The sequence below is a fragment of the Parabacteroides hominis genome, assembly GCF_014287585.1.
Taxonomy (GTDB): Bacteria; Bacteroidota; Bacteroidia; order Bacteroidales; family Tannerellaceae; genus Parabacteroides; species Parabacteroides hominis.
Genome location: NZ_JACOOJ010000006.1, coordinates 176,043 through 188,956, shown reverse-complemented (window position 1 = coordinate 188,956; position 12,914 = coordinate 176,043). Strand labels below are relative to the sequence as shown.

Here is a 12,914-nt window from a genome sequence, read left to right as displayed (position 1 = left end):
TTCGAGAAAGTTGCTGCAATTTCGCAAGCAACATGTTTTTTGAAACAGATATTGTCATTGTGCCTGATTTTATGGAAGGCACCAGGTAAATGGTTATTTATCGGATGTTTACAGGAAAGTTTAAGACAATGTGTATAAACACAAAAAATTGGATCTCAAACTTTCGTCTAAAATCCAACTCGCTATTTCAATCGCAAATATAGAGGCTTTTTCTTAATCTACAAATTATTTCCGCCTTTTTTTATTTTTTCTTCAAAGACATACCTCAATATCTTAATATTTAAACGATCAATGATACTAAAGTCTGTTTTTACATAACCAGCCGTCACCCGGAGCGGAGACGCATGATTTAGACATAACCCAACAACATCTAACCCAGCTTCAAAAACAATCTGAGCTATTGTAGCCCAAGAATGTCGGAATGAATATGTAGAAACAGGAGGCAAACCACCCAACTCCACAATATCCTTTATTCCTCTATTAACGCAATCATTAAAAGTCTTATCCGAAGCATATATTTCATTGAAATTAAACAGCCTGTCCCCTCTTCCTTGATATTTAAGAAACAAAGGTTTTACTAAATCCGGAACCTCTATCTCAATATAGGCCTCATCAGCTCTCCGCCCCTTTGTCTTCATTCTATTATAGCAGAGTTTTCCATCCTTATAACAACCTTTGCCCAAATTGTAAAGGTCCACCGTATTTATTCCAACCAAGCAAAACACCAACAATGATACATCTTTGGCGATATATGCTCTTGGCGGCATACCTCGCTTACTTGGTTTCAAAGAGGTAATATCAACATCAAAAAAACGCCTGAGAACATCTACCGGCAGCGCCTTCTTGTCTGCAATATTCTTAGGAGGTATCTTTACCACACGAAACGGATCATGCCTGATGCGCATCTCACCGGTATCGTAGTCATTATATTTATCGCATCCGGCCCTAAACATGGTTTTCACGCAATTCGGATAGGCATTCTTTTTCTGTCTGCTGTTTTTCATAGAAGAAATCCAATCCTTCAGAAAAAAGGACGTTATATCGGAAAAAGATATATTTCGGTTACCGAAGCAACTCTCCATGCTCTTAAGAGCTAACAGATAGTTTTTCGCACTTCTCCCCCGACCTTCATTCTCCATTTTCAAGATAAACTCTCGGCCAAAGTCAGAAAACGAAATAGAGTCTCTATCATTCTTAATAAAATTCATAACCCTCCCCAAATCCCATCCTTCCGTATTGACACGATTCAAACGATCCAAATAAGTTTCTATTTGGATATACACATCTTTGATGATATAAGGGTCTGTTATATCACCATTCCGGACAAACTTAGCCTTGCATACCTTATTTGTCTTGATATATCCTACTTGACGAAGGTGAGTTACCCTAATATAAATAGGATATGTATTATCTTTTCTTTTCCCCCTGACACAAACTTTGAAATAAGCCATCACTGTAAACTATTTGTAAACGGAGCCTTTTATTCTGGCAAGACTTCCTTGTTAAACCAGCAATGTAAGGAGGTAAAAACTGGTCAAATAGCCCTAAGCCATTATATCTCAAACAGCCACAATAACCTTTTTAATAATCAGTTATGGGAGATTAGCATTACAAAGAATATGCTTCAGTTAACAATACTGTCTGACATAATCCTTCTAAATTTGTAGGGCGAAGGTACATATTTTAATTGATTTAATACTACGCATATCTACTATTTTGAACAAAAACTCTACCTTTGCGAAAAGAACATATCACATTGGAGGTACAAGATTTACTAAAACAATATGCCGCCCATCCGCAAGTGGCGGCATTAAATACCCTGTTAAAAAGCAAAACGTCCCGCAATATATTTCTGAAAGGACTGAACGGTTCAGGGGCCGCAATAACAATAGCTTCTCTTTTTTCAAAAAGAAGGGGGAGCTATGTGTGTGTGTTGAATGACCTGGAGGAAGCCGGCTACTTTTATCATGATCTGGTACAGCTCACGGGAGGTGACGGAATCTATTTCTTTCCTTCTGCCTACCGGCGTGCCATCAAGTACGGACATGTGGACCCCGCCAATGAAATCCTGCGGACAGAAGTTCTCAGCACGTTGCAAGACCCGACTGCACCATTCGTTATTGTCACCTATCCGGAAGCATTGGCGGAGAAAGTGATCTCGCGGGAGGTTCTGAAAGAAAACACACTGAAGATCAGTGTCGGTGAGAAGTTGGACAATATGTTTGTTTCCGACGTGCTGGACGAATACGGTTTCGAGCAGGTAGATTACGTTTATGAGCCGGGGCAGTATGCGATGCGCGGCAGTATCTTAGACGTATTCTCGTTCTCGTATGAATTTCCTTATCGCATCGACTTCTTTGGAAACGAGGTAGAGACGATCCGTTCGTTCGATGTAGAGACACAGCTATCCAAAGAAAAGCTGGACAGTATCTATATCGTGCCCGAAATGACAAAAGGAAACCGAACCAACTCGTCCCTGCTGGATTCGCTGCCGTCCGAGACATTGCTCGCCAGCAAAGACCTGGCATGGGTAAAAGAGCGTATCGGCAGTATCTGGAATGAAGAACCGATCATCGGAGACGAAGAATCGTTTGCCGACATCGAACAACTGCGGGCCAAATTGATTACCGGAGAGGATTTCCTGCGTGGGGCACTCGGTTTCAGCCGTCTTCATTTCGGTACGCGTCCAACGGGAGTAGCCGATGCCACCTTAGCTTTCTCAATGGAAGCACAACCGATCTATCACAAAAACTTCGATTTGGTAAGCGAATCTTTCCACAAATATTTAGAAAACGGCTATACATTATATATACTGAGTGACGTAGAAAAGCAAGCAACCCGTATCCGTGCCATCTTCGAGGACCGGGGAGACAATATTCCTTTTACCTCTGTCAACAAGACTATACATGAAGGTTTCGCCGACGAGACTTTGCGTGTCTGCCTTTTCACGGATCACCAGTTATTCGACCGTTTCCATAAATTCAACCTGAAAAGCGACAAGGCAAGAAGCGGAAAACTCTCTCTGTCGTTAAAGGAGTTGAACCAATTCACGACCGGCGACTACATCGTGCATATCGACCACGGTGTCGGACAGTTCGGCGGACTGGTCCGCACGGAAGTGAACGGCAAGATGCAGGAAGCCATCAAGCTGATCTATCAGAACAACGATATCATATTCGTCAGCATCCATTCCCTCCATAAGTTGTCCAAGTACAAAGGCAAGGACAGCGGAGAACCACCCAAACTGAGCAAGCTCGGCACGGGAGCGTGGGAGAAGATGAAGGAACGCACCAAGTCGAAAGTAAAAGATATCGCCCGCGACCTGATCCTCCTCTACTCCAAACGGAAACAGGAAAAAGGCTTTGCCTATAGCCCGGACAGCTTCATGCAGCACGAATTGGAAGCCAGCTTCATCTACGAAGATACCCCGGACCAGATGAAAGCGACAGCCGATGTCAAAACCGACATGGAGAACGACCGTCCGATGGACCGCCTGATCTGTGGAGATGTGGGCTTTGGGAAAACGGAGGTAGCCATCCGCGCCGCTTTCAAAGCCGTTTCGGACAACAAGCAAGTGGCCGTGCTGGTTCCGACTACGGTGTTAGCATTCCAGCATTACCAGACATTCTCCGAACGGTTGAAAGATTTTCCCTGCCGGATCGAATATATCAGCCGGGCGCGTACTGCTAAAGATATAAAAGCGATTCTGAAAGGCCTGCAAGACGGAACCGTGAACATCGTCATCGGCACTCACCGCATTGTCGGCAAGGATGTCAAGTTCAAAGACCTCGGCCTGCTGATTATCGACGAAGAGCAGAAATTCGGCGTATCCGTCAAAGAGAAACTGCGCCAGCTGAAAGCCAACGTCGACACGCTCACCATGACCGCCACGCCGATTCCCCGTACCTTGCAATTCTCGCTGATGGGAGCCCGTGACCTGTCGAGCATCACGACTCCCCCGCCCAATCGCTACCCGGTGCAAACGGAGGTGGAACGTTTTAACCCGGACATCATCCGCGAAGCCATCAACTTCGAGATGAGCCGTAACGGGCAGGTTTTCTTCATCAACAACCGCATCCAGAATATTTATGAAATGGAGGCGCTTGTCAAACGCGAAGTGCCGGATGCCCGTATCGCCGTCGGCCACGGGCAGATGGAGCCGGACAAGCTGGAAAAGATCATTCTGGACTTTGTCAATTACGAATACGACGTACTGATCGCCACGAGCATTGTGGAGAGCGGCATCGACGTGCCGAATGCAAACACGATCATCATCAATAATGCACAACAGTTCGGATTGTCCGACCTGCATCAATTACGCGGCCGTGTCGGGCGAAGTAACCGGAAAGCATTCTGCTACCTTCTCTCTCCGCCCCTGTCAAGCCTTACGCAGGAAGCACGCCGCCGTTTGCAGGCTATCGAGAATTTCTCGGAATTAGGAAGCGGCATCCATATCGCCATGCAGGACCTCGACATCCGGGGAGCCGGTAATATGTTAGGAGCCGAGCAAAGCGGCTTCATCGCCGATTTAGGCTACGAGACGTACCAGAAGATCCTGGAAGAAGCCGTTGACGAACTGAAAGCAGAAGAATTTGCCGACCTGTATTCCGATGCCACCGAAAAGCGGCCTGACACCGGTAGCGAATATGTCCGCGAAACCTATATCGAAAGCGATCTGGAACTGATGTTCCCGCCGACCTATATCCCGAACGATTCGGAGCGCGTCTCCCTTTATCGCGAATTGGACAAAATGGAGGAAGAACGCGATATCCTTGCTTTCACCGAACGCCTGAAAGATCGTTTCGGAAAAGTGCCGAAAGAAGGAAAAGAGTTGATCCGCGTCGTCCGCCTGCGCCGTATGGCAAAGATGTTAGGCATGGAGAAAATAGTATTGAAGAAAGGACAGATGAACATCTTCCTCGTCACCAATCCCGAAAGCCCCTATTATGAGAGCGAAGCGTTCGACAAACTGCTCGGTTTCATCCAGAAGCATCCGCGTGAATGCACGCTTCGCGAACAAAACGGGAAGCGCAGCATCGCGATCAAGAATGTACCGACGGTGGAGGCTGCTTGCATCTACCTTGAAGAGATAGAGAAAGTGCAAATACAAAAATAAATCATATATGAAGAAGACAATTATAGACCTTTTCGAGAGTTCGGTAAGACAATATCCCGACAACCCTTTCCTGTGGGAAAAAACCACGGATGCCTTCGAACCGACCACTTACAAGGAGGTTCAGCAACAAGTCTATACGGCCAGTGCCGGGCTGATGGCTCTCGGTGTGAAGAAGGGCGACAACATGGCGCTCCTTTCGGAAGGTCGTAATGCCTGGATCATCGGCGAACTGGCGATGTTCTACGCCGGTGCAACCAATGTCCCGCTATCCATCAAGCTCGAAGAAGCGAACGACCTGCTGTTCCGCCTCGTGCATGCCGATGTGAAATATATCCTGGTTTCCGGCAACCAGCTCAAAAAAATACGGGCTATCATGGACAAACTGCCTTTAGTAGAAAAAGTAATCGTGATAGACGAACTGCCGGAACATAAAGAAAAAGAAACCACCTGGTCCGAAGTGCTCCGGATGGGTAAAGAATATCTGGCCTCTCATTCTCTGGAAGACTTCCTTGCAGTCGGACAGTCCTTGCAGAATGGCGACTATGCGACCATAACGTATACTTCAGGCACGACAGCCGACCCGAAAGGCGTCATCCTGACACATCGCAACTACACGGCAAATGTGGAACAAGCACTGTCTTGCGTCGATATCGACCATACATGGCGCACGCTTGTGATCCTTCCGCTCGACCATTGCTTTGCACATGTGGTCGGCTTCTATATCTTCATGTCGAAAGGAGCATCCGTAGCCACCGTACAAGTTGGACGGACGGGGTTGGAAACATTAAAGAACATCCCGGCCAACATCAAAGAGTTCAAGCCGTACCTGATCCTGAGCGTCCCGGCATTGGCCAAGAACTTCAAAAAGAATATCGAACAGGGCATCCGCGCCCAGGGCAAGCATGTAACCCGTTTGTTCAACTTTGCCCTCAAAACAGCCTACACCTATAACGGAGACGGCGGAGAAGACAAGGGACGCGGCGCCCGGTTCCTGCTGAAACCGCTTGTGAGCCTGTTCAACCGCGTGCTTTTCGCGAAAGTCCGCGAAAACTTCGGCGGCCAGTTGAAGTTCTTCATCGGCGGTGGCGCGTTGCTCGACAAGGACCTGCAAAAGTTCTACTACGCAATCGGGCTTCCGATGTACCAAGGCTACGGACTAAGCGAAGCGACTCCCGTCATCTCGACCAACGGCCCTGAGCGGCATACCTTCGGCAGCAGCGGCGTGCTGGTCCGTCCGCTCGACCTGAAAATATGCGATGCCGACGGGAAAGAGCTTCCGGCAGGCGAAAAGGGAGAGATCGTCATACGAGGCGAAAATGTGATGGCCGGCTACTGGAAGAACCCGGCAGCGACCGCCGAGACCGTCCGCGACGGGTGGCTCTACACCGGAGATATGGGATATATAGGGCATGACGGCCTGCTCTATGTCCTCGGACGTTTCAAGAGCCTGCTGATCGGCAGTGACGGAGAGAAATACAGCCCGGAAGGGATCGAGGAGGCGCTTGTCGAACACTCTTCCTGCATCGACCAGCTGATCCTGTATAACAACCAGAGTCCCTATACCGTTGCCCTTGTCGTTCCCAACAAGGACCGCCTGAAGAAGCATCTGGCGCACCAGCATCTCGATCTTTCATCCGATAAGGGACGCGAAGAGGCAATCCGGATCATCCAATCCCAGATAGACCGTTTCCGTAAGGGAGGCGACTTGTCCACCCTTTTCCCCGACCGCTGGCTGCCCGCTGCCTTTGCCATCCTGCCGGAGCCATTCACCGAACAGAACGGCATGGTCAACAGCACGATGAAGATCGTCCGCGGAAAAGTAGAAAAAGCATATGCCTCCCGCATCGACCATCTTTACACGCCGGAGGGGAAGAATCCGGTTAATGAAGAGAATAAAAAAGCCCTTGGAAAAGGGCTTTCATAAGTATTTATCCAACACCATCATCAGAGTTGCAATATCGATCGGTTTAGCCAGATGGTAATTCATTCCTGCTTCAACGGCGTTTGCCACATCTTCTGAGAAGGCATTCGCCGTCATGGCAACAATAGGCATATCGGCGACATCCGATCGGGAAAGCGTCCGGATACGGCGAGTCGACTCGTAACCATCCATGACCGGCATCTGGATATCCATCAGAATCATTTGATAGTAGCCTTCTGCCGATCGGGATACGATGTTTACGGCTTCAAGCCCGTTTACCGCCGTATCGATGGAAACTCCTGTGCTTCCGATTATTTCGACTGCGATCTCCCGGTTCAATTCGTTGTCTTCCACCAGCAGGATTCGTTTGCCGGTGTAGTCGGCAGCAGATAGTTTCTTAGGGCTTGCCTTGGATTTCAGATCCTCTTCCTCTGTAAACTTCTTTAATACCTGAAGCAATTTTGATTTGAACAGCGGTTTGGAGATGAAACCGTTGGCTCCCGCTTCTCTGGCTTCAGCCTCATATTCTTCTATGTCATAAGCAGACAAAATGATGATCGGTATGTCCGGGCCTATCTCTTTTCTAAGCAGACGAGTGGTTTCAATGCCATTCATGTCCGGCATCTTCAGGTCCATGATGACGATAAAGTGTTCATCATCCATCTTTTGCCGTTTCTTAGCCACAGCGATAGCTATAGCCTCCTGGCCGGAACAAACCCATTCGCTATTTATACCGATTTCTTCCAAACAATGGCAAGTGCCCTGGCAGGCGACCTGGTCGTCATCAACCACGAGGACGGACAATCCCTGGATTTTCATTGTTTCGGCTGCAACCCGTTCCTGAAGCCGTAAAGGCATCTTAACCGTGAAACGGGTTCCTTTTCCATATTCGCTTTCGACCTTGATCTCCCCACCCATCAATTGTATGATCTTATGGCTGATAGACATTCCAAGCCCTGTCCCTTGTATTCCTTTGATCAACCGGTCATCGGCTCGTTCAAACGGCAGGAAGATCTTTTCAAGGAATTCGGGTTCCATCCCTCTCCCGTTATCTTCAAACACAAACTCATAGTTCCCAATGCCATCTTGCGAAGGATGCTCGTCGATGCTTATCAGGATCCTTCCCCCATCCGGAGTGTACTTAACTGCATTGGAAAGGATATTCATCAATACCTGCTTAATCCGCTGCGTGTCGCCGATTACATTTTCATGTTGTATCCCCATCACATGGATATCCAGTTTATGCCGCTTGCTTTTGATTTCCGGTTGCATCATGACAATCAGGTCTTGCAGCAGTTCCCCGATGTTTAACTCATCGTCAGACAGGTTCAACCTTCCACTTTCGATCTTAGACATATCCAACACTTCGTTAATCAGGCTAAGCAACAGTTTGGAAGCTCCCGTGATCTTATTCAGGCAATCTAAAACCCGCTCCTTATCATCGATATGAGCGCCGGCTATTGCTGTCATCCCCACTATCGCATTCATCGGGGTACGGATGTCATGGCTCATGCGGGCCAGGAAATCGGATTTCGCCTGGTTGGCTTTTTCTGCCGTAATAAGCGCCTCTTTCAATTGCACCGACCGCTCTTCCAGCTTTTTCTGCAGCTCACGCTGTTCGGTGATATCCGTGATATCGATATACACGATCAGGTATACCGGTTCTTCCCCTTCCCACCCGATACACTCCCCGTTCAATTGCAACCAGATGTCATTCCCGCAACAGCTTCCCGACCGGATGACAAAGTGGACGGATTCACCTTTCTGCATAAGTGGGACATGTCCATCCAATATCTTGCGACTTTTCTCATCCAACCTCGAAAAAGGCGTAAAAGATGAGAAAGATCCCTCGTCTACATCCGCAAAATGCTTATACTTGTCATTTGCTTCTATCAGCGTAAAACTACCGTCTTTTCTGATCTTATGTTTGGCTATAAAACCGGGAAGATTTTCGTAGGCGATCGTTTGTTCAAGACGTGCCTGCATGATATCTTCCACATCGGTCATGACCGTATATGACATCGGGATGCCATCCTGAAGCTGATCGGTGAAGGTCGAAGTCAATTTGATCCATCTCAGTCCGCCCTTCACCGGCATCTGGGTGACAAGTTCATAACCTTCCGCTTTATTTTCAATCGTTTCATAAACTTTTCCGGCTAATACATTCCAGAGATCCTGATGTTCCTTATAATATAAATCCGGCCTGTTGTGAAAAAGAGTTTCATATTCTTCTTTGGAATACTTTATCAGATCATAATAAAAATCATTCGCCCACAAAAGGGTGAAGTGCTCATCCAACAGATGCTTGCTGACACTGACACCTGTGAGCCCCATCAGCAGGCTATATTCGAGATTTGTTTCCAATTGCATAATTTAATGATATTTCCTGATTATAGTACATAGTTTGTTATAACGGATTTCCAAATCCTCTTGTTCTTCCGGTATCCTTTCCAATTCCCCATGCCTGAGCTGTTCCGTGATCGGGACCAGGACTTCCAATAAATATCCGAGTTCAAGATTGGCAGCAATGCCTTTCATCGTATGAGCCTGCATAAATGCTTGTGGAATATCTCCTGCATTTACAAACCCGACCATTTTTTGGAAGGAACGGTCTTGAACAAATTTCAAAAGAAATTTTTCATATAACGCTTCACTCCCCATAAAGCGATCTAACGCTTTATCGACATCGACCCCCATACCGATCAATTCTTGTTTATATTCGCTTGTCATATAAAATAAGTTAATAAAATATTTAGATACATCCTTCTTGTCACACCATTAATAGCTTATAAGAAATTATGATTCTTATCCTTCTACAAAGGAAGGATTATCAGCAATAAGATGCAAAATTCATTTTTTGCATTATATGTTCCATTCTTTTCATTTACTTCCGGAATATCAAATAATATCTATATTTGGCGCTAAAAAGAAATTTTGAACATGGACAAGCATATTACCTGGCTCGATTCACCTACGGATATTATGGTTAGCAAGTACACTTCAGCCAGTGAGCTTAAGCCATATATCGGTTCCTTCTTTAAAATCAGATCCGCCGTTTTTATCCTTTGCATGGAAGGCACTATAGAATGCTCTCTAAATTCATCCGAATGTATTATCAAACAACATAATGTCATAACGCTTGTGCCGAACAGTTTTGTAGAAGTACATACGATTTCACCGGATATCGAACTCTATTTAGTCGCTTTTTCTTCCGATTTCATGGGATGCGTCAATTACATAAGAAGCACGATGAATTGCATAACGTACATATACCGGAAACCGATCATGCCTGTTCCTGCAAGCACGGCTTGTCTGTTCAAAGACTTTTATGGCGTTTTATCAGGATATACCACCCGTCTGCATACGGTGGTCAACAAAGAGATGACAAAAGCTATTTTCATGATTTGCAGCCAAGGGATCGTAGGGCTATACAAAAAAAACGAGCGATTGGATGAACATGAGTTGGACCGTTATACCGAGATCTTCCAAAACTTTTTAGACTTGGCGCTAAAATTTTACACCACCCAGCATAACGTTTCGTTTTATGCGGAAAAGTTAGGGCTGACACTTCCCTATTTCTGCACATCCGTAAAAAAGGCGGTTGGCAGGACCCCGTTGGAAATTATCGTCCAAATCATCATCACGGATGCCAAAGCCGAATTAAAAGGCACGAACCTCGAAATCAAAAAGATTGCGATCGGATTGGGGTTCAGCAACCTGTCGTTCTTTAATAAGTTTTTCCGCCAACATGTAGGGATGACGCCACAGGAATATAGAGGGAAATCATATACTTTTTGAATCCGCTGCCGTCCCTTCCAACATGGCAAAAGCCCTTCCCCGGACCTGGGAAGGGCTTTCGTCTTTTATAACCGGCGGCTTAAAGCTCGCCGGGACGCTCGTCGTTATTATCAGGCGAAATATCCGCCCCCTCTCCCGGCTTGGAAGCCGTTTGGCCGAGGACTTCACGCTTATAATGCACGATCTCCGTATTCACATAGTCGATGAAAGCCGCATAATTGGCATCGCCTTCCACCATCGCGAGGGCGTTGACCATCTTCACCAGGTTTTTATAAGCCGTGTCCGAAGCGGCACGTGCTTTTTTCAAAGCGCCTACTTCAACGACGGTACGTTCATCGGTGCGTGAAGCTGTCAGGCTGCGGACAGCTTCGTTGGCCGTTTTCATGTTCGTCACGAACGGAGTCAGCGCAAGGGCGGTCACGTGTTCGGCAAACTTTCCTTCCAGATCCGCAATAAAGTTGATCAGCAAGCCGGTTTCCTTGTCCAGCTGCATCTTCGGGTCGATATCATAATCCTTTATATGCTGGGCCAACACTTTAGCCGACTCAGCCAGGGCGGCTACCGGGAAATCGGCATATCCGTCGACTCCCTTCTTATAACCGCTGTACAAGGCATCACGCTGGCCGTCGGCCGCCTGGATCTTGTCGCTCAGCAGGCTCTTCTGCGACAGCTTCAGACATTCGTCCTCCTTCGTGACGGCTTCGCGCAGGTCGGCCGTCAATCCGGAGACCTTCGTCTTCAGCGTGGCGTCGGCCTCCGCTTTTTCAAGGATCAGCAACAGGTACATGTAATGCGCCCCGTTGTTCATCCTTTCAAGACTGATAGTTCCAATCTCTTTCATTTTGATGATTGTTTTTAGTTTGACACTGGCGGAAACAGTGTTTCCTGCGCCTTCCGGTCCGGGGATGCCCCGGAAACGCTGTTCCCGCATGATTTTTCAAATCGAAATAGGGGAGAAATCCAGATTTAAGGTCCCATTCATAACAGAATGGCATCAGAAACATTGTTTCTACGGTATTTCAATGCCGAATATAAGAAGAAACATTGTATCTGCCTACTTTCCCGTCGGGAAATAAGAAAAAACATCGTTTTTTGGAACTTCCCGGACAGGAAATAAAAAGAAACCGTGTTTCCAGCCACTTCCCGGACGGAAACAAGCAAGAAACAGTGTTTCCGGCTACTTCCCGGACGGAAAGTGATTAGAAACGCTGTTTCTGCCTTATTCGTTAAAAATTCAAGCACAATGAAAGTCCCGGACGATAAGAAACAGAACCGTTTGGCAACGGTAAAACGAGGCTCCGGCCTTGCAAAGAAAACGAACGGGCTTTCTGCTTGTTGGAACGGGTTAAACCGAACATGGGGACACTGACTAACACCAGGCAACCCCCGCAAATCAGCACTCCTATCGCTTTGTCCTGAGACGTGTCTGAAAAAAGCCCATAACCAACTCCTCCAACCCCGGCCAACAAAGATGTCCATCCTAAAGTCTTAAACATTTTATGCTTTTTCCAATAATGCGCTTGCAAATCCAAAGTTCGTTGGACTGAAACGCCTCCGCCCACGAACTGCTTTTCTTGCCCGTAAACAGAGATGGACAAAAATAAAACCCAAAAGGACAATAAAAACTTCTGTGTCATACCACTCAATGTATTATGTTAAAAGCTAATTTGCAAAGCCACTGCCGGTTGATGGCAAACGCCACTGCCGGTTGATGGCAAACGCCACTGCCGGTTGATGGCAAACGCCACTGCCGGTTGATGGCAAACGCCACCGCCCGGCAAAGGAGCCGTAACACTTCCACCTTCGACAGACAAGATAGCATTCTCTTTGCAAACATGGGAGAGGATAAAACAAGGTATGCTTGCTCCTATCAAAAACAAACCGGAATAACAAATACCTCCCGCTGTCTTCTTCCGCTTTTCAGGATAATTACCCTCATACATCGATACCGACCACCAAAAACCGGCATTCGCCGTAACAAATCCGGTAGCCAAAGTTCCCCATCCCAAAGCCTTAAACATTTTATGCCTTTTCCAATAAACGGATTGTTGAATTTGAGGATAATCAAACGCTACCGGG

General features: G+C 46.9%; 9 protein-coding genes. 3 read left to right on the top strand and 6 right to left on the bottom strand.

The window, feature by feature from the left end:
- Positions 1 to 218: 218 nt before the first annotated feature.
- Positions 219 to 1,451 (bottom strand): phage integrase SAM-like domain-containing protein, encoded by a 1,233-nt coding sequence (locus H8S65_RS05590; RefSeq protein ID WP_186929019.1) that lies wholly within the window; start codon positions 1,449 to 1,451, stop codon positions 219 to 221.
- 305 nt (positions 1,452 to 1,756) lie between these two features.
- On the opposite strand from H8S65_RS05590, the gene mfd reads away from it, so the two are divergent.
- Positions 1,757 to 5,116, top strand: coding sequence for a transcription-repair coupling factor (gene mfd, locus H8S65_RS05585; protein WP_186929031.1), 3,360 nt, complete (start codon positions 1,757 to 1,759; stop codon positions 5,114 to 5,116).
- A 7-nt stretch (positions 5,117 to 5,123) separates the two neighbouring features.
- Positions 5,124 to 7,040: an AMP-dependent synthetase/ligase gene (locus H8S65_RS05580; RefSeq protein ID WP_186929018.1), complete on the top strand. Its 1,917-nt coding sequence runs from the start codon at positions 5,124 to 5,126 to the stop codon at positions 7,038 to 7,040.
- Here the strand turns inward: H8S65_RS05580 and H8S65_RS05575 are convergent.
- Together H8S65_RS05575 and H8S65_RS05570 are read right to left on the bottom strand one after the other, a co-directional pair.
- Positions 7,035 to 9,407 (bottom strand): hybrid sensor histidine kinase/response regulator, encoded by a 2,373-nt coding sequence (locus H8S65_RS05575; protein ID WP_222616244.1) that lies wholly within the window; start codon positions 9,405 to 9,407, stop codon positions 7,035 to 7,037. The two genes, H8S65_RS05580 and H8S65_RS05575, sit on opposite strands and share 6 nt — an antisense overlap.
- Positions 9,408 to 9,410: 3 nt before the next feature.
- Positions 9,411 to 9,767: an Hpt domain-containing protein gene (locus H8S65_RS05570; protein ID WP_186929017.1), complete on the bottom strand. Its 357-nt coding sequence runs from the start codon at positions 9,765 to 9,767 to the stop codon at positions 9,411 to 9,413.
- Between the two features lie 210 nt (positions 9,768 to 9,977).
- Between H8S65_RS05570 and H8S65_RS05565 the strand changes: the two genes are divergently transcribed.
- A complete protein-coding gene (locus tag H8S65_RS05565; RefSeq protein ID WP_186929016.1) occupies positions 9,978 to 10,835 on the top strand; it encodes a helix-turn-helix domain-containing protein in 858 nt (285 codons plus the stop codon).
- Between the two features lie 79 nt (positions 10,836 to 10,914).
- Here H8S65_RS05565 and H8S65_RS05560 read toward each other — a convergent pair whose 3' ends face one another.
- From H8S65_RS05560 to H8S65_RS05550, 3 genes are all read right to left on the bottom strand, one after another.
- Positions 10,915 to 11,766, bottom strand: a complete 852-nt coding sequence (locus H8S65_RS05560) for a DUF6261 family protein (protein WP_222616243.1) — start codon at positions 11,764 to 11,766, stop codon at positions 10,915 to 10,917.
- A 295-nt stretch (positions 11,767 to 12,061) separates the two neighbouring features.
- Positions 12,062 to 12,472: a hypothetical protein gene (locus tag H8S65_RS05555; RefSeq protein WP_186929014.1), complete on the bottom strand. Its 411-nt coding sequence runs from the start codon at positions 12,470 to 12,472 to the stop codon at positions 12,062 to 12,064.
- Between the two features lie 18 nt (positions 12,473 to 12,490).
- Positions 12,491 to 12,856, bottom strand: a complete 366-nt coding sequence (locus H8S65_RS05550) for a hypothetical protein (protein ID WP_222616242.1) — start codon at positions 12,854 to 12,856, stop codon at positions 12,491 to 12,493.
- Positions 12,857 to 12,914 lie beyond the last annotated feature (58 nt).